Annotated in this window: 22 protein-coding genes and 1 tRNA gene; 10 read left to right on the forward strand and 13 right to left on the reverse strand. The window is 72.4% G+C overall.

Going from position 1 to position 26,406, the window contains the following annotated elements; genetic code table 11:
* Positions 1-103: 103 nt before the first annotated feature.
* The 3 genes from pfkB to ACIBAD_RS34945 all read right to left on the reverse strand — a co-directional run bounded on the left by pfkB (position 104) and on the right by ACIBAD_RS34945 (position 3,437).
* Positions 104-1,054: a 1-phosphofructokinase gene (gene pfkB / locus ACIBAD_RS34935; RefSeq protein ID WP_134073602.1), complete on the reverse strand. Its 951-nt coding sequence runs from the start codon at positions 1,052-1,054 to the stop codon at positions 104-106.
* Entirely contained in the window at positions 1,051-1,809 is a 759-nt protein-coding gene (locus ACIBAD_RS34940; protein WP_134073600.1) for a DeoR/GlpR family DNA-binding transcription regulator, read from the reverse strand. Before ACIBAD_RS34940 ends, pfkB begins: the two co-directional genes overlap by 4 nt.
* Positions 1,810-1,934: 125 nt before the next feature.
* Positions 1,935-3,437, reverse strand: a complete 1,503-nt coding sequence (locus ACIBAD_RS34945; RefSeq protein WP_398910888.1) for an MFS transporter — start codon at positions 3,435-3,437, stop codon at positions 1,935-1,937.
* A gap of 63 nt (positions 3,438-3,500) precedes the next feature.
* Here ACIBAD_RS34945 and ACIBAD_RS34950 point away from each other — a divergent pair, with 63 nt between their 5' ends.
* On the forward strand, positions 3,501-4,451 hold the full coding sequence (locus tag ACIBAD_RS34950) for a YafY family protein (RefSeq protein WP_134073595.1): 951 nt from the start codon (positions 3,501-3,503) through the stop codon (positions 4,449-4,451).
* Positions 4,452-4,521: 70 nt separating this feature from the next.
* On the opposite strand, the gene ACIBAD_RS34955 is transcribed toward ACIBAD_RS34950, so the two are convergent.
* The 3 genes from ACIBAD_RS34955 to ACIBAD_RS34965 form a co-directional block, all read right to left on the reverse strand.
* Complete coding sequence (locus ACIBAD_RS34955) at positions 4,522-5,499, reverse strand: sigma-70 family RNA polymerase sigma factor (RefSeq protein ID WP_134073593.1); 978 nt, start codon at positions 5,497-5,499, stop codon at positions 4,522-4,524.
* Between the two features lie 504 nt (positions 5,500-6,003).
* Positions 6,004-7,542, reverse strand: a complete 1,539-nt coding sequence (locus ACIBAD_RS34960) for an MFS transporter (protein ID WP_134073591.1) — start codon at positions 7,540-7,542, stop codon at positions 6,004-6,006.
* Positions 7,543-7,625: 83 nt separating this feature from the next.
* A complete protein-coding gene (locus tag ACIBAD_RS34965; RefSeq protein ID WP_398910891.1) occupies positions 7,626-8,369 on the reverse strand; it encodes a TetR/AcrR family transcriptional regulator in 744 nt (247 codons plus the stop codon).
* A 245-nt stretch (positions 8,370-8,614) separates the two neighbouring features.
* Between ACIBAD_RS34965 and ACIBAD_RS34970 the strand changes: the two genes are divergently transcribed.
* Together ACIBAD_RS34970 and ACIBAD_RS34975 are read left to right on the forward strand one after the other, a co-directional pair.
* Positions 8,615-9,892 carry a M6 family metalloprotease domain-containing protein gene (locus ACIBAD_RS34970; protein WP_134073587.1) on the forward strand — a complete coding sequence of 426 codons (1,278 nt, stop codon included), beginning with the start codon at positions 8,615-8,617 and terminating at the stop codon, positions 9,890-9,892.
* A 138-nt stretch (positions 9,893-10,030) separates the two neighbouring features.
* Positions 10,031-10,513, forward strand: coding sequence for a RidA family protein (locus tag ACIBAD_RS34975; RefSeq protein ID WP_134073585.1), 483 nt, complete (start codon positions 10,031-10,033; stop codon positions 10,511-10,513).
* Positions 10,514-10,537: 24 nt separating this feature from the next.
* Here the strand turns inward: ACIBAD_RS34975 and ACIBAD_RS34980 are convergent, their stop codons facing one another.
* Positions 10,538-11,410, reverse strand: coding sequence for a xanthine dehydrogenase family protein subunit M (locus tag ACIBAD_RS34980; protein ID WP_134073583.1), 873 nt, complete (start codon positions 11,408-11,410; stop codon positions 10,538-10,540).
* Positions 11,411-11,809: 399 nt separating this feature from the next.
* Here ACIBAD_RS34980 and ACIBAD_RS34985 point away from each other — a divergent pair.
* Positions 11,810-11,882, forward strand: a tRNA-Arg gene (locus ACIBAD_RS34985).
* A gap of 61 nt (positions 11,883-11,943) precedes the next feature.
* Here ACIBAD_RS34985 and ACIBAD_RS34990 read toward each other — a convergent pair.
* From ACIBAD_RS34990 to ACIBAD_RS35010, 5 genes are all read right to left on the reverse strand, one after another.
* Positions 11,944-12,111: a hypothetical protein gene (locus ACIBAD_RS34990; RefSeq protein WP_398910894.1), complete on the reverse strand. Its 168-nt coding sequence runs from the start codon at positions 12,109-12,111 to the stop codon at positions 11,944-11,946.
* Between the two features lie 17 nt (positions 12,112-12,128).
* Positions 12,129-12,338 (reverse strand): hypothetical protein, encoded by a 210-nt coding sequence (locus ACIBAD_RS34995; protein WP_398910896.1) that lies wholly within the window; start codon positions 12,336-12,338, stop codon positions 12,129-12,131.
* Positions 12,339-12,567: 229 nt separating this feature from the next.
* Positions 12,568-12,771 (reverse strand): hypothetical protein, encoded by a 204-nt coding sequence (locus tag ACIBAD_RS35000; protein ID WP_398910898.1) that lies wholly within the window; start codon positions 12,769-12,771, stop codon positions 12,568-12,570.
* A gap of 98 nt (positions 12,772-12,869) precedes the next feature.
* Positions 12,870-14,816, reverse strand: a complete 1,947-nt coding sequence (locus ACIBAD_RS35005; protein WP_398910900.1) for an MFS transporter — start codon at positions 14,814-14,816, stop codon at positions 12,870-12,872.
* Positions 14,817-14,992: 176 nt separating this feature from the next.
* Entirely contained in the window at positions 14,993-18,016 is a 3,024-nt protein-coding gene (locus tag ACIBAD_RS35010; RefSeq protein WP_398910901.1) for a hypothetical protein, read from the reverse strand.
* Between the two features lie 163 nt (positions 18,017-18,179).
* On the opposite strand from ACIBAD_RS35010, the gene ACIBAD_RS35015 reads away from it, so the two are divergent.
* The 3 genes from ACIBAD_RS35015 to ACIBAD_RS35025 all read left to right on the forward strand — a co-directional run bounded on the left by ACIBAD_RS35015 (position 18,180) and on the right by ACIBAD_RS35025 (position 20,474).
* On the forward strand, positions 18,180-18,926 hold the full coding sequence (locus tag ACIBAD_RS35015) for a GPP34 family phosphoprotein (RefSeq protein WP_030156705.1): 747 nt from the start codon (positions 18,180-18,182) through the stop codon (positions 18,924-18,926).
* Between the two features lie 239 nt (positions 18,927-19,165).
* Entirely contained in the window at positions 19,166-20,053 is an 888-nt protein-coding gene (locus ACIBAD_RS35020) for a Scr1 family TA system antitoxin-like transcriptional regulator (protein WP_134073579.1), read from the forward strand.
* A gap of 208 nt (positions 20,054-20,261) precedes the next feature.
* Positions 20,262-20,474: a DUF397 domain-containing protein gene (locus tag ACIBAD_RS35025; RefSeq protein ID WP_030156708.1), complete on the forward strand. Its 213-nt coding sequence runs from the start codon at positions 20,262-20,264 to the stop codon at positions 20,472-20,474.
* Positions 20,475-20,631: 157 nt separating this feature from the next.
* Here the strand turns inward: ACIBAD_RS35025 and ACIBAD_RS35030 are convergent, their stop codons facing one another.
* Positions 20,632-21,483: a hypothetical protein gene (locus ACIBAD_RS35030; RefSeq protein WP_134073577.1), complete on the reverse strand. Its 852-nt coding sequence runs from the start codon at positions 21,481-21,483 to the stop codon at positions 20,632-20,634.
* A gap of 130 nt (positions 21,484-21,613) precedes the next feature.
* Here ACIBAD_RS35030 and ACIBAD_RS35035 point away from each other — a divergent pair, with 130 nt between their 5' ends.
* The 3 genes from ACIBAD_RS35035 (at position 21,614) to ACIBAD_RS35045 (ending at position 26,334) form a co-directional block, all read left to right on the forward strand.
* Entirely contained in the window at positions 21,614-22,834 is a 1,221-nt protein-coding gene (locus ACIBAD_RS35035) for a PLP-dependent aminotransferase family protein (RefSeq protein ID WP_398910904.1), read from the forward strand.
* 106 nt (positions 22,835-22,940) lie between these two features.
* On the forward strand, positions 22,941-23,723 hold the full coding sequence (locus ACIBAD_RS35040) for an SDR family oxidoreductase (protein ID WP_398910906.1): 783 nt from the start codon (positions 22,941-22,943) through the stop codon (positions 23,721-23,723).
* A 49-nt stretch (positions 23,724-23,772) separates the two neighbouring features.
* Positions 23,773-26,334 carry a bifunctional FO biosynthesis protein CofGH gene (locus tag ACIBAD_RS35045; RefSeq protein WP_398910908.1) on the forward strand — a complete coding sequence of 854 codons (2,562 nt, stop codon included), beginning with the start codon at positions 23,773-23,775 and terminating at the stop codon, positions 26,332-26,334.
* Positions 26,335-26,406 lie beyond the last annotated feature (72 nt).

The raw sequence follows: 26,406 nt of genomic DNA on the forward strand, positions 1-26,406 counted from the left end.
CCGCATGGAACACCGACCCGAGGCCCTACGTCTGGACCAAGACCGCAGACGAGATCCTCGAACGCCTCGCCAGCTATCTGAACAGAATTCCTGACGCAGAAGACTAGGGGAGGGCCGGAGCGGAGAGGCGGAGGTCCGCGGGCGGGTTCCCGGTGATGCTGACCGCTTCCGGGCGCAGGTCCGCGGGGGTCGGCATGGCGCTGCCGGGGAGCTGGACCGCGGCAGCGCCGTGGGCCAGGGCCGAGGCGAGGGCCTTGGGTCCGGTCCCGCCGGCGATGAGGAAACCGGCCAGGGAGGCGTCGCCCGCCCCGGCGTCGCTGCGGACGGCGGCCACCGGGGCCGTGCCGTGGAAGGTGCCCTCGGCGCTCACCAGGAGCTGACCGTCCGCGCCGAGCGAGGCCAGCACCGCGCCCGCGCCCCGGGAGCGGAGTTCCTGGGCCGCCCGGGTGACGTCGCCGAGGGTGGCGAGCGGGCGGCCGACCGCCTGGGCCAGCTCCGAGGCGTTCGGCTTGACCAGGTCCGGGCGGGCCGGCAGGGCGGCGGTCAGGGCCGGGCCCGAGGTGTCGAGGGCGACCCGGGCGCCGGCCTCGCGGGCGCGGGCGACCAGGCCGGCGTACCACTCGGGTGCAAGGCCGCGCGGGAGGCTGCCGCAGGCCGCGATCCAGTCGGGGTGGCCGGCGGCGGTGCGGACGGTCTCCAGCAGGAGGGCCGCTTCCTCCGCGGTGAGTTCGGGGCCGGGTGCGTTGATTTTGGTGAGGGTGCCGTCCGGTTCGACGAGCGCGATGTTGGAGCGGGTCTGGCCGGCGACCGTCACCGCCGTGACGTCCACGCCCTGTACGCCGAGCAGTTCGGCGAGCAGCGCGCCCGGGGCGCCGCCGAGCGGGAGGACCGCCGTCGTGAGGACTCCCGCGGCGGCCACCGCGCGGGAGACGTTGACCCCCTTGCCCCCCGGGTCGACGCGGTCGCCGGTGGCGCGCAGTACCGCGCCGCGCTCCAGCGGGGGGACCTCGTACGTCCGGTCGAGGGAGGGGTTCGGGGTGACGGTCAGGATCATACGAGCACGACTTCCGTACCGGCGGCCTCGATGGCCGCCTGCTGGGCAGGGGCGAGCCCCTGGTCGGTGATCAGGAGGTCCACGTCCGCGAAGGAGCCGAAGCGCGCGAAGTGCTCCCGGCCGGCCTTCGAGGAGTCGGCGAGGAGCACCACCCGGCGGGCGGCCGCCATCGCGGCCCGCTTGACGGCGGCTTCCGCGAGGGCGGGCGTGAAGAGGCCGTGCTCCGAGAAGCCGTTCGCGGCGAGGAAGGCGACGTCGGCGCGGATCTCCGCGTAGGCCCGCAGGGCCCAGGCGTCGACGGCGGCCCGGGTGCGGTGGCGGACGCGGCCGCCGACGAGGTGGAGGTCGATGCCGGCGTGGTCGGCGAGCCGGGCGGCGACGGGCAGCGCGTGGGTGACGACGGTGAGCGCGGAGTCGACGGGAACGGCGGCGGCGAGCCGGCCGACGGTACTGCCCGCGTCGAGGACGATGCTCCCGCCCTCGGGGAGTTCGGCGAGCGCGGCGGCCGCGATGCGCTCCTTTTCGTCGGCGCGGGTGGCCTCGCGTTCGGTCAGGTCCGGTTCGAAGTCGAGGCGGCCCGCCGGGATGGCCCCGCCGTGCACGCGGCGGACCAGGCCGGCCCGGTCCAGGGCCTTGAGGTCGCGGCGTACGGTCTCGGCGGTGACCCGGAAGCGGTCGGCGAGGGAGAGGACGTCGATGCGGCCCGCCTCGCGGGCGAGCCGGAGGATCTCCTGTTGGCGTTCCGGTGCGTACATGTGGGTTCACGTCCGTTTCTACGGATCAGCCCCCACTGTACGCCGATATCAGATTAAAACCAAAGCAAACGGGCATGTCCGCCAACAGAAGCGGACATGCCCGTCGGGCGGGTGCGGGTGGCCGGTCAGCCGGCCGGGACCGCCTCGGGCGCGGCCGGGGCGTCCTGCGTGCCGCCCTCGCGCTGGTCCATCGGGATCTGCTTGCGCGGCAGCACGAACATCACCGCGAAGATCACGACGAGCACCGCCACGACCCACCACAGCGCGCCGCGGAAGGCCTCGACGTACGGGACGCCGAAGATCCTGTCGTCGTCGATCGACCCGAAGAAGACGACGGAGGTCAGGGCGAGGCCGAGCGCGTTGCCCATCTGGCCGGTGGTGTTGATCAGACCGGAGGCCGACCCGGCGTGCTCGCGCGGCACCTGGGACAGGATGGTGTCGTTCAGCGGGGCGACGATCAGGCCCATGCCGATGCCCATGACGACCAGCGGGGCGGCCATCTGCCAGGAGACGATCTCCATGCCGTAGCGCTGCGACTCCCAGATGTAGAGGAGCAGGCCCGCGGCCATGACCAGCGCGCCGGCCTGGAGCACCTTGCGGCCGAAGCGCGGGACCAGCTTCTCGACCGAGAGGCCGGCGGCGACGGAGACGGCGATGGAGAAGGGGATGCCCGTGCTCCCCGCGTGCAGGGGGGTCCAGCCGAGGCCCATCTGCATGTAGAGCGTCCAGACCAGGAAGAAGATGCCGGTGGCCAGGCCGAAGGCCAGCTGGACCGCGATGCCGCCGGCGAAGCTCTTGACCTTGAAGAGGGAGAGCTCGACGAGCGGGGAGCCGTCCTTCTTGATCTTGTACTTCTCGTACGCGATGAAGGCGGCGAAGACGAGCGGCGACGCGATCATGCAGGCGAAGCCCCACAGCGGCCAGCCGTTCTCCCGGCCCTGGGTGAGCGGGAAGATCAGCAGGACCAGTGCGGCGGTGGCCAGCACGACGCCGACCAGGTCCAGGCGCAGCGCCCGGGGGGCCTTGGACTCGGAGATGAACTTGCGGCCCAGGATGACGGCCGCGATGCCGACGGGCAGGTTGATCAGGAAGATCGTGCGCCATTCGAGGCCGAAGAGGTTCCACTCGGTGAGCAGCGCGCCGAGCATCGGTCCCGAGACCGCGCCGAGGCCGACGATCGCGCCGAACATGCCGAAGACCTTGCCCCGCTCCTGCGGCGGGAACGTGACGTGGATGATCGCCAGGACCTGCGGGACCATCATCGCCGCCATGCCGCCCTGGAGGAGGCGGGAGGCCACGAGCATCGCGGGGTCGGCCGCGATGCCGCAGAGCAGCGAGGCGGCGGTGAAGCCGGCGACGCCGACGAGGAAGAGGCGCTTGCGCCCGTAGATGTCACCGAGACGGCCGCCGGTGATCAGGCCGGCGGCGAAGGCGAGCGCGTAGCCGGCCGTGATCCACTGGATCGCGCTGGTCGAGGCGCCGAAGTCCTGGCGCATGCTGGGTATCGCGATGTTGACGATCGTGACGTCGACCAGGTCCATGAAGGACGCGGTCATCACGATGGCGAGCGCCAGCCAGCGGCGGCGGTCGGTGGGCGGACTGGGTGGCTGGGACGTCTCGGTGGTCATGAAGAGAAACCTAGAGGGCATCTAGGTCGGTTAGTGTCCTATTTCCCAGGCAATCTGGAGGGCATGACCGACACCCCCGCACGGCTGCTGACCCTGCTCTCCCTGCTCCAGACCCCGCGCGAATGGCCCGGGAGCGAGCTGGCGGAGCGGCTGCGGGTCAGCCCGCGCACGATCCGGCGCGACATCGGGCGGCTGCGGGAGCTGGGGTACCCGGTGGAGGCCACGCTGGGCGCGGAGGGCGGGTACCGGCTGGTGGCGGGAGCCGCGATGCCGCCGCTGCTGCTGGACGACGAGGAGGCGGTGGCGATCGCGGTGGGGCTGCGCGCGGGCGCCGGGCACGCGATCGAGGGGGTGGAGGAGGCCTCCGTACGGGCCCTCGCGAAGCTGGAACAGGTCCTGCCGGGGCGGCTGCGGCGCCGGGTGGGCGCACTGCAGTCGGCCACGATCGCGGTGACCCGCGGGGACGGGGCCAGCATCGACCCGCGCACGCTGACCACGATCGCGGCGGCGGTGGCGGGGCCCGAGCGGCTGCGGTTCGCGTACCGGGCGCGGGACGGGGCGGACTCCCGGCGGCTGGTGGAGCCGTACCGGCTGGTGAGCACGGGGAGCCGCTGGTACCTGGTGGCGTACGACCTCGACCGGGGCGACTGGCGGACGTTCCGGGTGGACCGGGTGGCGGAGCCGTTCGCCACGGGCGCCCGCTTCGCCGCCCGGGAGCTGCCGATGGACGCGGCGGAGTTCGTACGGCGCGGGCTGCACGGCGGGGAGACGTACGCGGTGGACGTGTCGTTCGCGGCCCCGGCCGAGGTGCTGCCGGGGTGGCTGCGCCAGCATGCCGAGCCGGTGGGCGGGGGCTGCCGGGTGCGGTTCTCCAGCGGGGATTCCCCGGAGTGGGTGGCGGCGCGGCTGGCGCTGACCGCGGTCCCCTTCACGGTGCACACGCCCGACTTCCTGGCCGCCGCGGCCCGCGCGCTGGCTTCACGGCTCACCGCGGCCGTGCCGCCGCAGGGATGAGCAGGGGCGAAGGGGAGCCCCCGGCGCCTGGGGGGGGTAGGCACCGGGGGGTCGTTCTTGGGGGCGCGGGTCAGGCCACCGCGTCGAAGCCCGTGTCGCGGGCCATCCGCTTCAGCTCCAGCAGGGCGTGCTTCTCGATCTGGCGGATCCGCTCGCGGGTCAGGCCGTGCTGCTTGCCGACCTCGGTCAGGGTCCGCTCGCGGCCGTCCTCGATGCCGTACCGCATCTTGATGATCGAGGCAGTGCGCTGGTCCAGCTTGCCCAGCAGGTCCTCCAGCTCCTCGCTGCGCAGGAGGGACAGGACGGACTGCTCCGGGGAGATCGCGGAGGTGTCCTCCAGCAGGTCGCCGAACTGCGTCTCGCCCTCGTCGTCCACGGACATGTTCAGGCTGACCGGGTCGCGCGCCCAGTCCAGTACGTCACCGACGCGCTTTTCCGTCGAGTCCAGCTCGGCGGCGATCTCGGCGTGCTCCGGGTCGCGGCCGTTCTCGCGGTTGAACTCGCGCTGGATGCGGCGGATCCGGCCGAGCTCCTCGACCAGGTGGACGGGGAGGCGGATGGTGCGGGACTGGTCGGCGATGGAACGGGTGATGGCCTGGCGGATCCACCACGTGGCGTACGTGGAGAACTTGAAGCCCTTGGCGTAGTCGAACTTCTCGACGGCGCGCACCAGGCCGGCGTTGCCCTCCTGGATCAGGTCGAGCAGGGGCAGGCCGCTGCGCGGGTAGCGGCGTGCGACGGCCACGACGAGGCGCAGGTTGGAGCGGATGAAGACCTCCTTGGCCCGCTCCCCTTCCGCGGCCAGCGCTTCCAGCTCCTCGCGCGCCGGGCTCTCGCCCTCGCGCTCTATCTCGCCGTCGAGGATCTGCTGGGCGTACACGCCCGCCTCGATGATCTGCGAGAGCTCCACTTCCTTGGCCGCGTCGAGCAGCGGGGTACGCGCGATCTCGTCCAGGTACATGCCCACCAGGTCGCGGTCGGCGATCTCCCCGCCCACAGCGCGGGCGCTGCCCCTGGACTGACGACGGGCGACGGCGCGGGTTGCCATGCGTGCTCCCTTGCAATGAGTTAGGTCGCGGTGCGGCTGCTGGGACGCGGCTCCGCGTCCCTGGACACTCTCCCGAGTGCCCGCTTCCAAAGGAAACAACGACTGGAATCGGGACAGAATTCCCACGCTGGTCCCTCTTTTTGGGGATCTTGCAGTATCCTGCCCCGCCACCGCGCTCATATGACCGCCGTCACACTCCGCGGCATGTGCCGCGGCTGCGCACCCCGCCACATTCCGCCCTTGAAGACGGCCCCCGCCCGCTTCTGGTTGCCTGGCCCGGCCAGCGAATCGCTTGATAAGCGACAAGTGACCCATCCACCCCAAACCGGCACCCTCCGGCGCCTCGCCCCACCCGTTCGGATGAGAGGCGGGCACACCCTGCGGCTGGTCGCCCCGCTCGTGGCTTCCGGCGAGCCGGGCCGGCCCCGAACACGACCGACCCCGTGTCGTTCGGATCCGAACGACACGGGGTCATCAGTCATTCCCGGGGTTCCCCCAGCCGCGTCAGTGGGCGATCACCGGGATCTTCACCTCGGCGTCCGCGCCCGCGCCGTCGCCGGAGGCGACCGGACCGCCGGCACCGGGCCGGCCCGTGGTGATCAGCGTCAGGGCGATGGTCGCGCTGGTGACGAGGATGCCGACGGCCCACCAGATGGCGGTGGAGTAGCCCTCCACCATCGCCTGGGCCTGGATCAGCTTCGCCGCCGGGCCGCCCGCAGCGGCCTCGGCCGCGTGGTCGGTCAGGTACGCGGTGGTCGCCGAGGCGGCGATCGTGTTCAGCAGGGCGGTGCCGATGGCGCCGCCCACCTGCTGCGAGGTGTTGACCATGGCGGAGGCGACACCGGCGTCGGCCGGGTTCACCCCGTGCGTGGCCAGCGACATGGCCGGCATGAACGCCGTACCCATGCCCAGGCCCAGCAGCAGCTGCGCCGGGAGGATCAGCGCCGGGTACGAGGACCCGACCTCAAGCTGGGTCAGCAGCAGCATGCCGGTGGCGGCGAGCAGGAAGCCCGGGCCCATCAGCAGCCGGGGCGGGACCCGGGTCATCAGACGGGCGCCGATCTGGGTGGAGCCCGTGATCATGCCCGCGATCATCGGCAGGAAGGCGAAGCCGGTCTTGACCGGCGAGAAGCCCTTCACGACCTGGAGGTAGTACGTGAGGAAGAGGAACAGGCCGAACATCGCGATGACGGCCAGGCCGAGCGAGAGGTAGACACCGCCGCGGTTGCGCTCCAGCAGGACGCGCAGCGGCAGCAGCGGGGACTTCACGCGGGACTCGACGAACACGAAGGCCCCGAGCAGCACCGCCGAGCCGACGAACATGGCCACGGTGACGACGTCCGACCAGCCGGCCGACTCGGCACGGGTGAAGCCGTAGACCAGCGCGACGAGGCCGAGCGTGGACAGGACCACGCCGGGGATGTCGAGCGGCGCGCGGTTGCGGCCGCCCGCGGGCTCGCGGATGACCATCCAGGCACCCATGGCCGCGACGATCGCGAACGGGATGTTGACGAAGAAGGTCCAGCGCCAGTTCAGGTACTCGGTGAGGAAGCCGCCGAGGATCAGGCCGACGGCGCCGCCGCCGCCCGCGATCGCACCGTAGATGCCGAAGGCCTTGGCCCGCTCCTTGGCGTCGGTGAACATGACGGCCAGCAGGGAGAGTGCGGCCGGGGCCAGCAGGGCGCCGAAGGCACCCTGGAGGGCGCGGGCACCGAGCATCATCGCCTCACCGTTGGCGGCGCCGCCGAGCGCGGAGGCCAGGGCGAAGCCGATGAGGCCGACGATGAAGGCGTTCTTGCGGCCCCACTTGTCGGCGATGCGGCCGCCGAAGAGCAGCAGTCCGCCGAAGGCCAGCGCGTACGCGGTGATGACCCACTGGCGGTTGCCGTCGGAGATGCCGAGGTCGGTCTGGGCGGACGGGAGGGCGATGTTCACGATCGTCGCGTCGAGGACGACCATCAGCTGGGCCAGGGCTATGAAGACGAGTGCCTTCCAGCGACTGGGGTCGGCAGCCAGCGGCGCAGGCGCGGCTGTTTTTGACATGGGGGTACCCACTTACTGTGCGGAATGACTGAAAAATTATCTTTAAGTCGGGTTTACGACGCTAACGGGCGCGACCCCGGGCGTCACATGGTTTTCTGCCTCAGGTCTTCCAAGGTGGCCGCCTCGCCCGGTAGTTCGGAGCGGGCCGGCGCCCGCAACCCGTCCAGGAACAGCTGGAGATGGCGGTGGACGAACCCGTCCACGGCCATGCAGGTGACGCCCGGGAGCGGTCGGCTGAGCTGGGAGAGGGCGACCATCAGGTCCCCGACGCCGACGTCCGTACGGACCAGCCCGGCCGCCTGGCCCGCGGCCACCAGTGTCTCGACGGCTTCCGCCAAGGCCTCGCGGGCCGCGATGAGTTCGGGGTGCTCGTGGTCGAAGTCCCCTGCGAGCATGGGGCACAGGGCGCCGATCCGCTCGTCCGCCGCGGCGTGCGTGAAGCGGCACAGCGCGGCGAAGGCGTCGATTTCCTGGGCGAGGGAGTCCTCGGCCTGGACGGTGACCCGGTCCATGACGAAGAGCACGACGTGGTGCACCAGGGCCGCCCGGTCCGGGAAGTGCCGGTAGAGGGTCGCGTTGCCGACGCCCGCCCGGCGGGCGATCTCGTCGAAGGGCGCCGTCGAGCCCTGCTCCACGAGCACCTCGCGCGCCGCCACCAGGATCCGCTCGCGGTTGCGCACGGCGTCCGCGCGCGGCCGCGGGACCCGGGTGGGCGCCGCGGCCGCCGGGTCCGCCCGGCCCGCCGGGGCCGCGGACGGGTCCGCCGGCAGTTCCACGGCCGCCTCCGGGGCGGACACGGCCGCCGCCGGGGTGGTGGGGCGCTTCATGCGAGGCCTCCCTCGGCCTGGGTCTCGTACCCGCCCCCAAACGGGGAGTCGGTCCCCGCTTTGCGGGACTCACGTACAAACGGGGATCGCGTCCCCGGTTATTTCACTCTCCCGCGTGACCCGGGTCACATCGCGATTCCCGTTCGGACGTACTCGACGCGCGGGCGCGCCGCAGCCGACGGAGGGTAATCGCACAGAGCGCAGTCCGGGCCCGGCCGGCTGCCGCGGACCCGAAGGCGATCTCCATGCCGCAGACCCGCCACCGGATACGCAGACCACGCCGCGCCGGCGCGTACATCGGCCTCACCGTGCTGGCCCTCGGTGTCACGGCCACTGCGAGCACCGGAATTTCCAGCCGCAGCCACTCCGCGGCCGGGCCCGTTGCCACCAGCGCCGAGTCCGCCCTGGCGCCCTGCCGGATCACCGGCGCGATGGGCGTCCAGATGTCGGAGGGAATGCCGACCCCGCCCGGGTACTCCCGCTCGACCGGCGAGGTCCGCGCACTGAACCTGATGATCGACTTCCCGGACGCCAAGGGCGAGGGCACCGCACTGGACCGCATGGCGGAGTTCTTCCCCCAGACCTCCGAATGGTTCCGCACCAGCTCCTACGGCCGCCTCACGTACCGGGCCGAGGCGCCGATAAGGACCTGGCTGCGCATGCCGATGCCGTTCGCCGCGTACGGGATCGAGCGCGGATCCGCGTACGAGCCGGGCTACCGGCAGCTCGTCGAACACATCGCGAAGGCCGCCGACCCGGAGGTGGACTTCAGCCGCTACGACCTGGTCAACGTCCTGGTCACGCCGAACGCCGGACCGTCCGCCCTGGACACCGTGCTCTCGGTCACCTTCTCCGGCAACGCCGAGGCCCCGATGGCCGACGGCGTACCGCTCGCCAACACATCCTTCGTCTACAGCCGCCAAGACGACGGCTCGGGCACCTACCGGGAGTCCGGCTACCGGGTGCTCCCGCACGAGAACGGGCACGTCTTCGGGCTGCCCGACCTGTACACCTCCGACGGCGGGGGCGCCGTCGGGCACTGGGACATCATGAGCGAGGACTGGGGAGCCAACAACGACCTGCTGGGCTGGCACAAGTGGAAGCTGGGCTGGCTGGACAGCTCGCAGATCAGCTGCGCCGCGAAATCCGGCGTCAGCGACCACACCCTGACCCCGCTCGGCGTGGAGGGCGGCACCAAGCTGGCCTTCGTACCGCTGTCGGACACCGCCGGGTACGCGGTGGAGGTGCGCACCCGGGCCGGGAACGACGAGGCCGTCTGCAAGCCCGGTGTACTGATCTACAAGGTGGACTCCCAGGTGGACACCGGGCGCGGGCCCGTCACCGTCTCCGACAGCGCGATCGGCAGCGGCGGCTGCACCCGGCGGCCCAACGTGCACGGGGAACTGTCGGACGCGCCGTTCCGGCCGGGCGAGACCTTCACCGACGAGCAGGCCGGCGTCAGCATCTCGGTGGTGGGCGAGCTGCGCAACGGCAGCTTCCAGGTCCGGGTCACCCGCCCCTGAGGCGCCGCCCGGCCACCGGGACGAGCGCACGACGACGAGACGACAGCCGACACGACGACCCGACCAACCGACGACCCGACCAACCGACGAGCCGACCAACCGACCAACCGACGAGCCGACGAGCCGAGGAGACACAGGATGACGACCGGCACCCCCGAGGAGCGGCTCGCCGCGGCCGGGTTCACCCTCCCGAAGACCCTCGCCCCGCTGGGCGCGTACGTGCCCGCGCTGGTCAACGGCCACCACGTCTACACCTCCGGCCAGCTGCCGATGGCCGACGGCGCGCTGCTGCTGACCGGGAAGGTCGGCGCAGAGGTCACCGAGGAGCAGGCCAAAGGGCTGGCCCGGCAGTGCGCGCTGAACGCGCTCGCCGCCATCGCCTCCGTGGCTGGCGACCTGTCCGCCGTCAAACGCGTGGTCAAGGTGGTCGGCTTCGTGGCGAGCGATCCGCGGTTCACCGGCCAGCCGGGCGTGCTCAACGGGGCCAGCGAGCTCTTCGGCACCGCCTTCGGCGACGCGGGCATCCACGTGCGGAGCGCGGTGGGCGTGGCGGCGCTGCCGCTGGACGCGCCGGTCGAGGTGGAGGTCGTCGTGGAGCTGCACACCCCGATGGGCGTCTGAGGCGCGGCCCGGCCGGGCGCGGGGTCAGCCGGACCCGCCGCGGTACTCCTCCCAGGTCCACAGGAGCTGGCGGCGGGCCAGGACACCGACGGCGTACCGGCGGTACGCCGCGGTGCCGCGCACGTCGTCGATGGGGTTGCAGGCCGCGGCAGCGAGGTCCCCGAACTGTTTCGCGATCGACGGGGTGAGGACCTTGCGGGACTCCCAGAACCCGCCCTCGTCCAGGGCCGCGGCCAGGAACTCCTCGGCCGTCTTCGCCCGGACCGGCGTGGGCGCCGCCGAGCCGATGCCCGTACGGACGCTCCGGGTCGCCGGGTGCAGGGCCAGGCCGAAGGCGCAGACGGCGATGACCATGGCGTTGCGCGTGCCGACCTTGGAGAACTGCTGGGGCCCGTCGGCGGTGGCCACGTGCACGGCCTTGATGAGCTCGTCGGGGGCGAGGGCGTTGCGCTTGACCCCGGTGTAGAACGCGTCGATCGGGATCAGCCGTGAGCCCCGTACGGACTCCACCTCGACCTGCGCCCCGGCCGCGAGCAGCGCCGGGTGGGCGTCACCCGCCGGGGAGGCCGTACCGAGGTTGCCGCCGACGCTGCCGCGGTTGCGGATCTGCGGCGAGGCGACGGTGTGCGAGGCGAGGGCCAGGCCCGGGAGCTGCGTCCGCAGGTGCTCCATGATCTGCGTGTACGGGACCGACGCGCCCAGCCGTACGACGTCCTCGCCGATCTCCCATTCCCGCAGCGGACCGATGCGGTTCAGGTCCATGAGGTACTCCGGCCGGCGGTGGTCGAAGTTCATCTCGACCATCACGTCGGTGCCGCCGGCGATGGGCACGGCGGTGGGGTGCTCGGCCTTGGCGGCGAGCGCCTCCTCCCAGCCGGCGGGGCGAAGGAATTCCATGGGTGTCCCATGGACCGGGGCGTTCGACCTCAAACCGGATCAGGCGGAATTCCCCCGGGTGTCGACCGCCGCTTCGGGGCGTCCGGCCGCACGGCGGGCCGCGGCCCGGCGCAGCCGGGTCTTCGCCGCGCCGCCCCGACGCTTCTCCAACAGGCCCCGGCCGCACGTGGTTCCCCGCCCACGGCCGCCACCCGGACACCGAAGCGGGCCGCCAAGGCAGGTGCGCGGGCCGGGAGTTCGGCGCGGGGCGCCCCGAGCACCCCGCCGAACGGCACGCGCCGGCGCAGAACACCCCACCGGGAAAGGCGGGCAGCGGCGCCCCCCGACCCTGCCCCCGGCGGCGTCGGCCATATCCGGGCGACCGCGCACCGGACGATCCGCTAGTCTGTCAGCGGTCACGCCTTCGTAGCTCAGGGGATAGAGCACGGCTCTCCTAAAGCCGGTGTCGCAGGTTCGAATCCTGCCGAGGGCACATGGGAAAAGGGCACCTGCTGAATCAGTAGGTGCCCTTTCGCGTGCCGCGGTGGTGGGGGTCAGGCCACGAGGTCGGCGTAGAAGATGACGTTGTCGGTGCGGTGGCCGCCGGGGTGGCACCCCCGGTCCACCGGCCCGGGGTTGTCCGCGTCCGGGTCGGCGTCGGGGACGCCGAGCTCGCCGGTGGCGGCGTCCACCTCGAGGTCGACCGTCTTCTTCGCGTCCACGCCCGCCGCGTCGATCTTCAGGCCGGTCGGCTTCGACGGTGGGAGGGCCGTTTCGTGTCGGCCACCGGGGCCGCCGCGGACGCATTGCCGACCTTGGGGTCCGGCGGGAGCTTGGAGCCGCCGCCGCTGCCGCAGGCGGCCAGGACGCACGTGACGGACAGCGTCAGGGTCGTCGTCGCGATCGCCCGGCGGGTGCGGCGCGTGCGGGGCACGGGGGTGCTGGGCATGGGGTTCTCCGGGCGGGGAAGGGTCGCCGGGCGGGTGCCCGGCGCCGGGGGCCCGCTTCTCTGCGGTTCGGCCCGTCGACCAACCCGACGTTACGAGGGTCGCGTTTTGGTCATCCGTCGGCAATGCAACGGTTGTCCGAAGTCCCTGGTGGGGACATGCGCCAGCCCTCCCGGCCGAAACCGCGAGGGCTGGCGATGCGATGCGTGTCGTGGGTCGTGGGTCGTGGGATCAGCTCAGGCCTCTGCTGCGTTCGCCGATGCGGTCACCCTGCGGGGTGCCGGCCCGCTTCAGGGCCGCCTTCGTGTGCGCTCCGCCCTTGACCTTGCTCCGCACGAGACCGTCGAAGCCGTGGCCTGCCGGGCGCGGCGGCCGATCCGGCTCCTGGGCCTGGAAGGCCTCTCGGAAATCCTGCCTCTGCTGCGCTTTGCTCATCCCGTCGTCAACTCCCTCGGGAAGCACCCAATCGGACTATTCGGATCGTATGCAGATATGCGGAGCAACGCACCCGGACCGACCGTAAAAACTCCCGATCAAGGACTCGGTGGAGCCGGGCGCTCCAGCGGCCCCGCCAGCCACCGGGTCAGCTCCTCCGGGCACGGCGTCCCCCGCGGCAGCTGGTACTTCGCCGCCACCCGGTACACGCCCGGCCCCGGCGCCAGCAGCTCCGTCCACACGTCGCCCGCCGTGTCCGGAGCCGCCTTGAACAGGCACCCCGCCGTGTTCGCGTACTCCTTCGGCAGCGTGCCCGAGCCGCCGCCCCCGCCCCCGCCGCGCGCCTTCGACGCGAACGTCTCCTGCGGCGGCGGCACCGGCTTGCCCGCCCCGTCCACCAGGCCCAGCCACGGCGAGTGCGGGATCCGTACGAGCACCCGCCCGGCCGCCTTCACGTCCACGACCAGCTGGTCCGCGCCCGCCCGCACCACCGTGGCCGGCCCGGACACCAGGTCCGTCGGCGCGTCGACCTTGAACAGCCGCCAGTTCCGGTCGCCCCACACCTGCTGGAGGTACGGGAGACCCTCGCTCACCAGCTTCGCCTCGTCCTCCCCGCCCGAGTCGGGTTTGTCGGCCGACAGCACCACGTAGTGCACGGCCCAGCGGTCCAGCCACTCCCGGTAGCTCACGGCCGTGAGGGTGTCGTCGTAGAAGAGCGGGTTCCGCTCCAGGTCCGCCTGCCGGTTCCAGCCCCGCGCGAGGTTGACGTACGCGGGGAAGGCGGAGGACTCGCGGTGGCTGCTGGCCGGGACCACCTCGACCCGGCCGCGCTCGGCGCCCGCCTTCTTCAGCTGATCGACCAGCGGGGCCAGCTCCCGGTTCCAGGCGGCCACCGGGGTGGTGCGGACGATGTCCGTGATGCTGTTGGCGGTGATCCAGACGTTGATCCCGATGAACGCGAACAGCACCGCGTACCAGTGCCGGCTGCGCGGGACCGCGTACGGGAGGGCCGCCAGCAGCACGGCCCCGCCGAACAGCATGACCAGCCGGGTGACGTTCGAGCCGACCTGCGAGTCGATCGCCCAGGTCAGCAGGACCCCGAAGGCGTACACGGCGGAGGCGATCCGGACGGTCTTCCACCGCTTCGGTACGAGGAACAGGATCGCCAGCCCGAAGAGGAACGGCGGCGCGGCCGAGCCCAGCTTCATCGGCTGCGTCCCCGAGAACGGGAACAGCCAGGCCGACAGCCCGACGACCGCCACCGGGGCGAGGCCGAGCGCGTACGCCCCCGGGCGCCGCCCGCTCAGGAACAGCGCGGCCGCGATCACCCCGAGGAAGAGCCCCGCGACCGGGCTGGAGGCGGTCGCGAGCCCAGCCAGCGGCGCCGCCACGGCCGCCTTGGCCCAGCGCCGCTCCGCCCATTTGCGGGGCCAGCAGAAGACGGCCGCGACGGCTCCGAGCGCGAACATCGCGCCGAGCCCGAAGGTGACGCGGCCGGACAGGGCGTTGCACAGCAGCCCGTAGACCCCGGCCAGAGCAGGCCACAGCGGCTCGCGGACGGTGCCCCGGCAGCGGGTCAGGATCAGCGCGAGCAGTCCGGCCGAGACCGTACCGGCGGCCATCATCGTGGTCCGCACGCCGATCATGTACATCACGTACGGGGACACCACGCTGTACGAGACGGGGTGCATGCCGCCGTACCAGGCGAGGTTGTACGCCGAGTCCGGATGGCGGCCGACGAACTCGGCCCAGGCGTCCTGCGCCGCCAGGTCGCCGCCGCTGTTGGCGAAGCTGAAGAACCAGATCACGTGCAGGAGGGCCGCCACGGCGGTGGCGACGAGCACCGGGTGGCGACGCAGCCGGCCGAGCGCGCGGGAGGCGACGGGGGCGACGGGAGCCGGGGAGGCCGTAGCGGCGGCGGTGGCGGCGGCCCCTATGCCGCCGGGTGCGGCCTCGGGCACGTCGCCGACGCCGGACGCACCGGATCCGCCGGCGGCCGCCGGTGCACCCCGGTCGCCCTGGCCCTGCTGCTCAGCGGTGGTCACTGCACTACTCCCCGGATTCCCCGGACTCCCCGGGTTCACCGGAGCATCGATCGAACTTCTGCGTACCGTTCCCGGTCGCTAGACGCGCGGCGGCGCCCCGGGGTTGCCCGGGGCGCCGGAATCACGCGGTGTCGCGGCGAGCGGTCACGTCACCACTTCACCGTTTGCGGGGGCGATCAGCCGACACGGGTCAGTTTGCTGCCGATGCCCGGCGCGGCGAGGTCGCTCCGCAGCGCCACCGGCACCTTCACCTGGCTGGCCCCTTCGCCGACGGTCAGCACGCCGACCTCGGTGCCCGCCTTGGCGGTCTGCGGGAGTTTGCCGTCCCCGGCGGTGAGCTTGACGGTGACGGTGAGCGACGGCCAGCCGACCGCTTCCACGTCGGCGGTCGCGACGACCGGGGTGTGGCCGCCGAGACCGTCGTCCACGTAGCCGACGACGTCGCCCTTCTTCACGACGGGCGCGTTCACCAGCATCTTCTGCGTGGCCAGCATGACCTGCTTGCTGGACGCGATGGCGGTGTCGAGGATGGGCACGCCGTGCTGGCCGAGCACCGCGCCGACGATCAGCTGGTTGGTCTTGCCGACCGTCTTCTCGGCGGCGAAGAGCAGGTTGCCGCCGGCCTTGGTGGTGGAGCCGGTCTTGATGCCGAGCGCGCCGTTGAACGGGATGAGGGTGTTGTAGTTGCGCCACTTCTTGCCGGACGGGTCGGTCCAGTCCGGCAGCTTGGTGATCGCGATCAGCTCCGGCATCTCCACGATCTTGAGACCGAGCTTGACCTGGTCCTCGGCGGTGCTGACCGTCGTCGCGTCCAGACCCGAGGGGTCCGTGTACGTGGTGTTGGCCATGCCGAGTTCCTTGGCGGCGTCGTTCATCTTCTTGACGAACGCCTCCTGGTCGCCGCCGGCGTCCCAGCGCGCGAGCAGGCGCGCGATGTTGTTGGCCGACGGGATCATGATCGCGGCGAGGGCGTCGTACTCCGAGACCTTGTCGCCCGCCTTGAGGGTGTTGACCGTGGACTCGCCCTCGGAGTCCTTGTTGCCGTCGTCGACCGCCGTCTTGTCGACGTCGATCATCGGACCCTTCTCCCCCTTCTTGAGGGGGTGGTTCTTCAGGATCACGTACGCCGTCATCGTCTTGGCGACGCTGCCGATGGCGATCGGCTTCTGCTCGCCGAAGCTGCCGACGGTGCCGAGGCCGGCGGCGGCCATGTAGGCCTGGCCCTCCTTCGGCCAGGGCAGGACCGGGTTTCCGCCGTCGAAGGTGTACGAGGACTTCGCGGTCATCGTGAGCTTCGGCTCGGGCATGGGGCGCACGAGCTGGACGACGGCCAGGACGATCGCGAGGAGCGCGACGAGCGGGGCGTAGATCTTGAACCGCCGGACGGCCGTGCGCAGGGGGCTCGGCGGCGGGGGCGGGTTGTTGGTCAGGTCCGCGAGCATGTCGAGCGGCGGCTTGGGCGGCAGCGGCTGCTGCGTGGTCCGCTCGGTCCGCTCGGGTACGGGGGCGGGGGCCGCGGCGGGGGCCGGAGCCGCTGCCGCGGGGGCCGCCGGCGCCGGCTTCGGAGCCGGGACGTCGTCCTTGCGCAGCGGCACGTACGTGCTGGCCCGCTCCCCGCCGACCGCCTTCGGCGGCACGGGCCGGGAGCCCGCGGGCTTCTGCGGAGCCGGTGCGGAGCCCTTGGCGTCCGGCTTCACGGCCCGGAACACGGCGGTGCGCTCGCTGTCCGCAGCCTCGTCGGAGCCCTTGCCCGCGCCGCCGGGGCCGGACGCGGACGCGGACCCGGATGCGGACCCGGATGCGGACGCTGACCCGGACCCGGACCCGGACTGGGAGTCCACCTTCGGAGCCCGGAACACGGCGGTGCGCTCGCTGTCCTCCGCCGACGCCTTGCCGGAGGCCTCGGCTGCGGACGGCGAACCGGAACCCGCGGCCTCGGAGCCCGAACCGCCCTTGGCGGGAGCCGAACCCGGCTTCACGGCCCGGAACACGGCGGTGCGCTCGCTGTCCTCCGCCGACGCCTTGCCGGAGGCCTCGGGGGCGGCCGCCGAACCGGAGTCCGTGGACGCGGCGCCCGCGGGCTTGCGCGCGGAAGCGGAAGCAGAAGTGGAACCCGAAGCCGGGCCCGGCCTTTCCGCCGGTCCCTCGCCGGCGGCCGGCTTGTCGGCGCCCGACGCCGAACCGGAATCCGGTCGGGCGGTTCCGGCCGGCTTGGCGGCGGAAGCCCGATCCGGCTTCCCCGCAGGGACATCAGGTCCAGCAGGCTTCGCAGCGGCCGACCCGGCACCGGAACCGGTACTGGAAGCGGAACCTGTGGCGGCGGCATCCGGGCCGCCCGGCGCCGCACCCGGCCGTACGGCTCGGAAGACGGCGGTGCGCTCACTGGCGCGCGCCGGCGACGACTTGGCCGGCGCATCGGCGGCGGCCGGCCCGTCCGCGCCGGAGTTCTTGGCGGAGGAGGCCGGATCCGGCCTCCCGGCCGGGCGACCGGCGTCGGCCGCAGCGGCACCGGAACCGGAACCCCCGGCAGGGGCGTCGTCGGTGGCGGGTCCCGAAGCGGAACCTGCTGCGGGGCCGCGCTCGGGGCCGGCCGGCTTCCCGGCGGCGCGCGCCGGGGCATCCGTACCCGCCCCGGGCCGCACGGCCCGGAACACCGCGGTGCGCTCGCTGTCGCGCGACGGATCCCCGGCCGGGGTCCCGGCCGCGGCGTCCTCGGCGGGGGCCGCAGCCGAGCCCGCCTTCGGAGCGGCTGCCGGCGCCGGGGTGTCCGTACCGGCCCCGGCCGAGGCCGCAGCCGACTCCGGCTCCCCGGCGTCCGGGTTCGACGCGTCCGACTTCGACTCGGCGTCCGGCTTCGACTCGGCCCGCTTCGACTCGGCGTCCGGCTTCGACTCCGCCGGCTTCGGGGCGCGGAAGACCGCCGTGCGCTCGCTGTCGGCCGGTGCCGGGTCCGAGTCCACCCGTCCGGAGGACCCGGTCTCGTCCTCGGTCCCGGCCACCCATGCCGCCACCGCCTCGCGCAGCGGATCCCGGCCCTCGGCCGAGGCGGCGGCGGAGGTCTCGGACTCGGGTTCCCGCGGCCGGAACACCGACAGCCTCGGGTCACGCTCCGCGGAGGACATCGCCGCCCCCGACGCTCCTTCATCAACCGACTTGTCGGGGGACTCGCCCGCCACCAGTTCCTCCTCGATCGCCACCACGTTCGGCTGTCCGAATGTCTAACAGTGTCCCGTCTAGGGGGCATCGCCCCCGTGCTAGACGAGAACGACATAGCTGCCAGTTCCCCCACAAAGCGACCAGGCGCTCTCGACAGATGAATGTGAGAGGCGTCACCCTGTCACTCATCCACGCGGGGAGGCATGGATGGGCAGGAGCCGCAGAACAATTCCGGAGGAGCTTCTGCTGCTCGCTTTGGACCCGACCACGGGTACCACGGCGCAGCCGCAGTCGCTCGACCTCGGCCTGGCCGGGGCACAGCTAGTAGAGCTGGCTCTGGCAGGACGGATAGCCCCTGACGGGGATCGTATCGCCGTGGTGATGCCACGGCCGACAGGAGATCCGACCCTGGACTCCGCACTGGAACTGCTGCGCAGGCGCGGCAGCCCGGTACGGGCCGTCCACTGGATCGGCGGACCCCGGCTGGGGCTCCGCCAGATTTACCTCGCTCATCTGGAGCGCTGCGGCATGGTCCATGCCGTCGCGGGCCAGATGTGCGGAGTGCTGCCGACGACTCGCTACCAGGCGACCGACACGGCGATCAGCCGGGAGATCCGTGCCCGGCTCGACAGTGCGATCCGCACCGGCGTACCGCCGGACCCGCGGACCGCGGCGCTCGCCGCACTGGCCCACGCGGTCGGACTCGGCAAGCACCTGTACCCCGGCAACGAGGGGCGGTCGTCCAGGTCCCGGCTGCGGGACCTGATCCGGCACGACCCGATGGGCGGTCTCGTGGCGCACGCCGTCATGGACGTCCAGAACGGTGTGGCTGCTCAGCCGCGCCGTGACCGTGCACCGGCGGCCCCGCCGGCCGCCCGGGCCACGGCGAACGGCGTACCGATGCAGGCGCGCCGGACGGGCGCGATGGCCCGCGCCGGTGTGGCCGCGCACTGATCAACGGCTTTACCGATTCACCGCTCCACCGAACCGCCATGGCCGCAACCGGCATCCCCGATGACCCGGTTCGGGAGCCGCCAGCGCGCGGGATGGCGGGGCCGGTCCGCCGGCCCCGCCATCCCGCGCGTCTGCATTTCCGGGCCGTTCTCCGGCGCCGCCCCGCCCTTCGGTGGCAGTCTGCTCACCATCAGACACGCAGAGAGACAGAACCAGAAGAAGGCGGAGGTGCCGTTCAAGTGGCGTCCAATGTCAACCCCACCGTCCGACGCCGCCGACTGGGCATGGAGTTGCGCAAGCTCCGCGAGGACAAGGGCATGACGGCCGAGCAGGTCGCCGAACGCCTGCTCGTCTCCCAGTCGAAGATCAGCAGGCTGGAGAACGGCCGCCGTTCCATCAGCCAGCGCGACGTCCGCGACCTGTGCGACGTGTACGAGGTCGAGGACCGCCGGCTCGTCGACTCCCTCATGCAGATGGCCAAGGACTCCCGCCAGCAGGGCTGGTGGCACGCCTTCGGCGACATCCCGTACAGCGTGTACATCGGCCTCGAAACCGATGCCGCCAGCCTGCGCACCTACGAACCCCAGATGGTGCCCGGCCTGCTCCAGACCCCGGAGTACGCCCAGGCGCTCATCCGCGGCGCGCTGCCCGAGACCGCTCCGGCCGATGTCGAGAAGCGCGTCCAGGTGCGCATGCACCGGCAGAAACGGCTCTCCGAAACGGACAACAACAATCCGGAAGTCGGGCCGTTGCGGCTGTGGGCGGTCATCGACGAGGCCGCGCTGCGCCGGCACGTGGGCGACCCGCAGCTGATGATCAAGCAGCTTGAGTACCTGATACAGCAGTCCGAACAGCCGTACATCACCGTGCAGGTGATGCCGTTCTCGATGGGCGCGCACCCCGGCGTGAACGGCCAGTACGCGATCCTCGAATTCCCCGACGCGTCGGACTCGACGGTGGTCTACATCGAGGGCGTGACGAGCGATCTGTACCTGGAGAAGGCGAACGACGTTCAGAAGTACAGCGTGATGTACGAGCACCTGCGCGCGCAGGCCCTCAACGTGGAGCAGACGCGCCAGTTCATCGCGGAGATCATCGACCAGTACGCCGGCAAGGGAAGTAGGTAAAAGGGGGAGAAAACCGGGCAGGTGGCGAGGGGGGCCGGTACGGTACACCGTCACTCCCCAGCCACAGAAGTCCTGAATGGAATATGCCACTCGGTCGGGTGAATGACCCCTTCGCCCGTCGGAAGGTGCCGGTAGCGTCGATCACGTCGGTCAGAGAAGCGAAATGGCCGACACCTCACTGGCACAACTCGCTGAACCGGAGAGAAACATGGCTATTCGTCAGGGCGCCACGGACAACTGGATCAAGTCCTCCTACTCCGGCGGAAACGGCGCGTGCGTCGAGGTCAAGTCCCCCGTCGTGGAGGCCATCGCGGTCCGCGACTCCAAGGTGCAGGACGGGCCGTCCCTCACCTTCGCGCCGGGTTCCTGGACCTCGTTCGTCGCCGACGTCACCGAGGGCCGGCTGGGACGCCTCGTCTGAACGTCACGGCGTACCACCCCGCCGATCCCTCCTCTGCATCACGCGCCACGACCGCATCACCCGCACCACTGACTGAAGCCCTCTCGACTGGCCCGCCGTCCCGGCCGAGGGGGCTCGGCCATGTCCGGGGCCGGATTCCGACCGCCCCGGCCGCTCCCTAGCGGAGCTCCCCCACGTACCGGTCCGTTCCCGGAACCGTCGGGATGAACGGCGCCACCAGCTCCACCCGTCCCACTCCGGCCTCGGCGACCTCGACGTCCAGGCCCTGGAACCGGTCCCAGCAGGTACGCGGATCCGCCTCCAGGAACCACAGCAGCGTCAACCGGGTGTCGACCCCCTCGACCTGCTTGACGTACGTCATCCGGTCGCCGGGCAGCGGGGTCGGCCGGAAGACCGTCACCATCGCGGCCGGCGAGCCGTGCAGCCGCTTCGGCAGGGCGCGCGAGCGCAGCCACTCCAGCAGCTCCGCCCGCTGCTCGGGGCCGTCGGCGTCGACGACCTGGAGGACCAGACCGGCGTACGGATGGTCGAGGGCGTGGAAGTCGCGCGGGCCCGCCGCCCCGTCGCGGTAGACCGTGGCCTCGTGGTCCTGGAAGGCCGTGAAGACGTGGGTGCGGTCCTGATAGACGCGGCCGTCGCGACCCAGCCGCTTGTTGATGGCGACCGTCCACTTCATGTGCTCGTCGTAGCGGCCCTCGGTGACCCAGTACGTGGAGAGGTAGCACCCTGCCGTGACGGGCTGGGCGACGGCCGATTTCTCGGGGTAGCGCAGCTCCTGGAGGTCGCGGGTGGCGACCCAGCGTCGGCCCGCGTACATCCAGGGCATGGCCATCGCGCCGGCGTAGTAGTGGTCGTCCTCGTACCAGCGGTTGTACGCGTACTCGTGGCCCGGGCGCGGTTCGACCATGGTGATCAGCGCATGGCCGGGGCGGACGCCGTACGGGCCCACCGCCGCCAGGTCGGCATAGGTCTCGGGGCGGGTGTCTCGGCTCTGGTGTTCCGTCGTCATGCCGAACGGTCTAGCTGATGAGACGTCAGATGGCGAGGGGGTGTGCGGCGTTCCACCCCTTGACATATAGGTGCCGTATGCATCTTTACGTGGCTAGGATGCGCGCACCCGCCTCCCCCTAGGAGCCCCCGTGCCGTCTCCCGCGTCCTCCCCCACCGCTCCGCCCGCCGCGCCGCCGCCCGCGTTCGCCGCCCGCGCCACCGCCGTCGCCGGGTCCCCCATCCGCGAGATCCTCGCGCTCACCGCCCGCCCGGGGGTGATCTCCTTCGCCGGCGGCCTGCCCGCGCCCGAGCTCTTCGACACGCAGGGACTGCGGGCCTCGTACGACGCCGCGTTCGCGGAATCCGCCGGCCGGGCGCTCCAGTACTCGACGACCGAGGGCGCGCCGGAGCTGCGCGAGGCGGTGGCCGCGCGGGTGACGGCCCGGGGGCTGGAGACCTCCGCGCAGGACCTGGTGGTCACCACGGGGTCCCAGCAGGCCCTCGCCCTGATCACCTCGACGCTGGTGGAACCGGGCGACGCCGTCCTCGTCGAGAACCCCACGTACCTGGCGGCGCTCCAGTGCTTCGCGCTGGCCGGGGCGCGGGTCATACCCGTGCCCTGCGACGGGGAGGGCATCCTGCCCGACGCCCTGGAGGAGATCGTGGCCCGGGAGCGGCCCAAGGTCCTCTACTCGGTGCCCACGTTCCAGAACCCCACGGGGCGCACCCTGCCGGGCGCCCGGCGGGCTGCGGTGGCGGAGATCGCGGCACGGCGCGGCCTGTGGCTGGTGGAGGACGACCCGTACGGGGAGCTCCGGTTCGAGGGGGCCGAGGTGCCGTGGCTCGCGGCGTACCCGGGGGCGCAGGACCGTACGGCACTGCTCGGGAGCTTCTCGAAGGTCATGGCCCCGGGGCTGCGGCTGGGGTGGCTGCGCGCACCGGAGGCGCTGCGTCGGGCGGCGGTGGTGACGAAGCAGGCGGCGGACCTGCACACCTCGACCGTGGACCAGCTGGCGGCGGCCCATTACCTGCGGACCTCGGACCTCGACGCGCACATCGGCGCGGTGCGCGCGGCCTACCGGGACCGGCGCGACGCCCTGCTCGCGGGGCTGGGCGCGGCCCTGCCGGCGGGCTCGGCCTGGAAACGGCCGGAGGGCGGGATGTTCGTGTGGGCCCGGCTGCCGGCGGGGTACGACGCGACGGGCCTGCTGCGGGCCGCGATCGCGCGCGGGGTGGCCTTCGTCCCGGGGGCGCCGTTCCACACGGGGACCCCGGATCCGCGCACCCTGCGGCTGTCGTTCACGACGCACACGCCGGAGGAGATCGGGGTGGGCCTGGAGCGGCTGGCGGGAGTGACGGGGGCGGGGTAGGCGGGCCCGGCGGGCGGGCCGGCAGGGGGCCGCGCCCCTTCCCAACCCCCGGCCGAAGCCCTAGCCTGACGGACCGTCAGATGGACCCGCGCCAGGAGGCACGCACATGCTGCTGCAAGGGAAGACCGTCATCGTCTCGGGCGTCGGGGCCGGTCTGGGGCACCAGGTCGCCGCCGCCGTCGTACGGGACGGCGGGAACGCCGTGCTCGGGGCACGGACCGAGGCCAATCTCGCCAAGTCGGCCGCCGAGATCGACCCCGACGGGACGCACACGGCCCACCTGCCGACCGACATCCGCGACGAGGGGCAGTGCGCGGCGCTCGCCTCCCTCGCCCAGGAGCGGTTCGGGGGGATCGACGCCGTCGTGCACGTGGCCGCCTGGGACTCGTACTTCGGGGGGCTCGAAGACGCCGACTTCGGGACCTGGTCGCAGATCATCGACGTCAACCTGCTGGGGACGCTGCGGATGACCCGGGCCTGCCTGCCCGCGCTCAAGGCGCGGGGCGGCTCCGTGGTCATCGTGGGGACGCAGTCCGCCGTGGCCGCACCCAACGAAGTGCAGCAGGCGGCCTACGCCGCCTCCAAGGGGGCCCTGACCTCCGCCATGTACTCCATGGCCCGTGAGCTCGGGCCGCACCGGATCCGGGTCAACACGGTGCTGCCGGGGTGGATGTGGGGGCCGCCCGTGCAGGCGTTCGTCACCTTCACCGCACACACCGAGGGGGTTCCCGAGGCCGAGGTGCACCAGCGGCTGACCGACCGGATGGCGCTGCCCGACCTGGCCACCGACGGGGACGTCGCCGACGCCGCCGTATTCCTCGCCTCCGACCGGGCACGGGCGATAACCGGCCAGTCCCTGCTGGTCAACGCCGGTGAGCTGATGAGATGACGGATCGCAGCCCCCTCGGCGGCCTGGCGTCGGATCGTATGCTCACCGCATGACTCCGACCGACAACGCGATGCGCAGGGCGCTCCGCCGGGCCCGCGACGGCGTCGCCCTCGACGCCACCGAGGCGGCCGTGCTCCTCCAGGCGCGCGGCGAGGACCTCGAAGACCTCGCCGCCTCCGCCGCCCGGGTCCGCGACGCCGGCCTCGCGGCCGCCGGGCGGCCCGGCGTCATCACGTACTCGAAGAGCGTGTTCATCCCGCTGACCCGTCTGTGCCGAGACAAATGCCACTACTGCACCTTCGCGACCGTCCCCGGCAAGCTCCGCCGGGCCGGCCACGGGATGTACATGTCGCCCGACGAGGTGCTCGACATCGCCCGCCGGGGCGCCGCGCTGGGCTGCAAGGAAGCGCTCATCACGCTCGGCGACAAGCCCGAGGAGCGCTGGCCCGAGGCGCGGGAGTGGCTTGAGGCGCAGGGGTACAGCGACACCATCTCCTACGTGCGGGCCGTCTCCATCCTCATCCTGGAGGAGACGGGGCTGCTGCCCCACCTGAACCCGGGCGTGATGTCGTGGGCCGACTTCCAACGGCTCAAGCCCGTCGCCCCCTCGATGGGGATGATGCTGGAGACCACGGCCACGCGCCTGTGGTCCGAGCCCGACGGCCCGCACTTCGGCTCCCCCGACAAGGAGCCGGCCGTACGCCTGCGGGTGCTGGAGGACGCCGGACGGTCCTCCGTGCCCTTCACCTCCGGGCTGCTCATCGGGATCGGGGAGACGTACGAGGAGCGCGCGGAGTCGCTGTTCGCGCTGCGCCGCGTCTCGCGCTCGTACCACGGCGTGCAGGAGCTGATCATCCAGAACTTCCGCGCCAAGCCGGACACGGCGATGCGCGGCATGCCCGACGCCGAGCTGGACGACCTCGTCGCCACGGTCGCCGTCGCCCGGCACATCATGGGCCCCTCCGGCTGCCTGCAGGCGCCGCCCAACCTGGTCGACGGGGAGTACGCGCGGCTGATCCGGGCCGGCATCGACGACTGGGGCGGCGTCTCGCCGCTGACCCCCGACCACGTGAACCCCGAGCGGCCCTGGCCGCAGATCGACGCACTGGCCGGGCAGTCCGCGGCGGCCGGCTTCGAGCTGCGCGAGCGGCTCTGCGTGTACCCGGAGTTCGTACAGCGCGGCGAGCCCTGGCTGGACCCGCGGCTGCTGCCGCACGTACGGGCCCTGGCCGATCCGCAGACCGGCCTCGCGAACCCGGACGCCGAGGTCGTCGGCCATCCCTGGCAGGAGCCCGACGAGGGGTTCGGCTCGTACGGGCGCACCGACCTGCACGCCACCATCGACACCGAGGGCCGTTCCGCGGACCGGCGCGAGGACTTCGACCACGTCTACGGGGACTGGGAGGCGCTGCGCGAGGCGGCGGCCCCCGGCATGGTCCCCGAGCGCATCGACACCGACGTGCGGGCGGCGCTCGCGCAGGCCGCCGACGATCCGACGAAGCTGACCGACGACCAGGCCCTCGCCCTGCTGCACGCGGACGGCCCGGCACTGGACGCCCTGTGCCGGATCGCGGACGACCTGCGCAAGTCGGTGGTGGGCGACGACGTCACGTACATCGTCACGCGGAACATCAACTTCACGAACGTCTGCTACACCGGCTGCCGCTTCTGCGCGTTCGCGCAGCGCCGTACGGACGCCGACGCGTACACGCTGTCGCTGGACCAGGTCGCCGACCGGGCGCAGCAGGCGTGGGAGGTGGGCGCGGTCGAGGTGTGCATGCAGGGCGGCATCCACCCCGACCTGCCGGGGACGGCGTACTTCGACATCGCGCGGGCGGTGAAGAAGCGGGTGCCGGGGATGCACGTGCACGCGTTCTCGCCGATGGAGGTGGTCAACGGGGCCACGCGGACGGGCATGTCCGTACGGGAGTGGCTGACGGCCGCCAAGGAGGCCGGGCTGGACTCCATCCCGGGCACGGCGGCGGAGATCCTGGACGACGAGGTCCGCTGGGTGCTGACCAAGGGCAAGCTGCCGACCGCGGACTGGATCGACGTCGTCACGACGGCGCACGAGCTGGGCATCCGGTCCTCGTCGACCATGATGTACGGGCACGTGGACCAGCCGCGGCACTGGCTCGGCCACTTCCGCACGCTCGCCCGGATCCAGGAGCGGACGGGCGGCTTCACGGAGTTCGTGACGCTGCCCTTCATCCACACCAACGCCCCGGTGTACCTGGCGGGCATCGCCCGGCCCGGTCCGACGGTCCGCGACAACCGCGCGGTGACGGCGATGGCCAGGATCCTGCTGCACCCGCACATCACCAACATCCAGACGAGCTGGGTGAAGTTGGGCGCTGAGGGCGCGGCCGAGATGCTGCGGTCGGGGGCCAACGACCTCGGCGGCACCCTGATGGAGGAGACCATCTCCCGGATGGCCGGATCGAGTTACGGCTCGTACAAGTCCGTACGGGACCTCATCGCGGTCGCGGAGGCCGCGGGCCGGCCCGCGAAGGCCCGCACGACGCTGTACGGGGAGGTGCCGCAGGAGCGCATGGAGGCGGCCCGCACCTCGGACGGGCACCTTCCGGAGCTGCTGCCGGTGCTGGACTGAGAGGGAACGCGGGAACGCGGGAACGCGGACGGCCCGGCCGGGGCGATGCCGGCCGGGCCCTCCTCGCAGTGC

This window comes from Streptomyces sp. NPDC051109 (assembly GCF_044455885.1).
Lineage (GTDB): Bacteria > Actinomycetota > Actinomycetes > Streptomycetales > Streptomycetaceae > Streptomyces.

What these genes read in the sequence shown, in the direction of transcription:
- pfkB (WP_134073602.1), bottom strand. Translation starts at nt 1,054, where the DNA reads ATGATCCTGACCGTCACCCCGAACCCCTCCCTCGACCGGACGTACGAG.
- ACIBAD_RS35015 (WP_030156705.1), top strand. Translation starts at nt 18,180, where the DNA reads ATGGGCAGGAGCCGCAGAACAATTCCGGAGGAGCTTCTGCTGCTCGCT.
- ACIBAD_RS35040 (WP_398910906.1), top strand. Translation starts at nt 22,941, where the DNA reads ATGCTGCTGCAAGGGAAGACCGTCATCGTCTCGGGCGTCGGGGCCGGT.
- ACIBAD_RS35025 (WP_030156708.1), top strand. Translation starts at nt 20,262, where the DNA reads ATGGCTATTCGTCAGGGCGCCACGGACAACTGGATCAAGTCCTCCTAC.
- ACIBAD_RS34960 (WP_134073591.1), bottom strand. Translation starts at nt 7,542, where the DNA reads ATGTCAAAAACAGCCGCGCCTGCGCCGCTGGCTGCCGACCCCAGTCGC.
- ACIBAD_RS35000 (WP_398910898.1), bottom strand. Translation starts at nt 12,771, where the DNA reads ATGAGCAAAGCGCAGCAGAGGCAGGATTTCCGAGAGGCCTTCCAGGCC.
- ACIBAD_RS35030 (WP_134073577.1), bottom strand. Translation starts at nt 21,483, where the DNA reads ATGACGACGGAACACCAGAGCCGAGACACCCGCCCCGAGACCTATGCC.
- ACIBAD_RS34950 (WP_134073595.1), top strand. Translation starts at nt 3,501, where the DNA reads ATGACCGACACCCCCGCACGGCTGCTGACCCTGCTCTCCCTGCTCCAG.
- ACIBAD_RS34995 (WP_398910896.1), bottom strand. Translation starts at nt 12,338, where the DNA reads ATGCCCAGCACCCCCGTGCCCCGCACGCGCCGCACCCGCCGGGCGATC.
- ACIBAD_RS34970 (WP_134073587.1), top strand. Translation starts at nt 8,615, where the DNA reads ATGCCGCAGACCCGCCACCGGATACGCAGACCACGCCGCGCCGGCGCG.
- ACIBAD_RS34965 (WP_398910891.1), bottom strand. Translation starts at nt 8,369, where the DNA reads ATGAAGCGCCCCACCACCCCGGCGGCGGCCGTGTCCGCCCCGGAGGCG.
- ACIBAD_RS34975 (WP_134073585.1), top strand. Translation starts at nt 10,031, where the DNA reads ATGACGACCGGCACCCCCGAGGAGCGGCTCGCCGCGGCCGGGTTCACC.
- ACIBAD_RS34980 (WP_134073583.1), bottom strand. Translation starts at nt 11,410, where the DNA reads ATGGAATTCCTTCGCCCCGCCGGCTGGGAGGAGGCGCTCGCCGCCAAG.
- ACIBAD_RS34955 (WP_134073593.1), bottom strand. Translation starts at nt 5,499, where the DNA reads ATGGCAACCCGCGCCGTCGCCCGTCGTCAGTCCAGGGGCAGCGCCCGC.
- ACIBAD_RS35045 (WP_398910908.1), top strand. Translation starts at nt 23,773, where the DNA reads ATGACTCCGACCGACAACGCGATGCGCAGGGCGCTCCGCCGGGCCCGC.
- ACIBAD_RS34940 (WP_134073600.1), bottom strand. Translation starts at nt 1,809, where the DNA reads ATGTACGCACCGGAACGCCAACAGGAGATCCTCCGGCTCGCCCGCGAG.
- ACIBAD_RS34945 (WP_398910888.1), bottom strand. Translation starts at nt 3,437, where the DNA reads ATGACCACCGAGACGTCCCAGCCACCCAGTCCGCCCACCGACCGCCGC.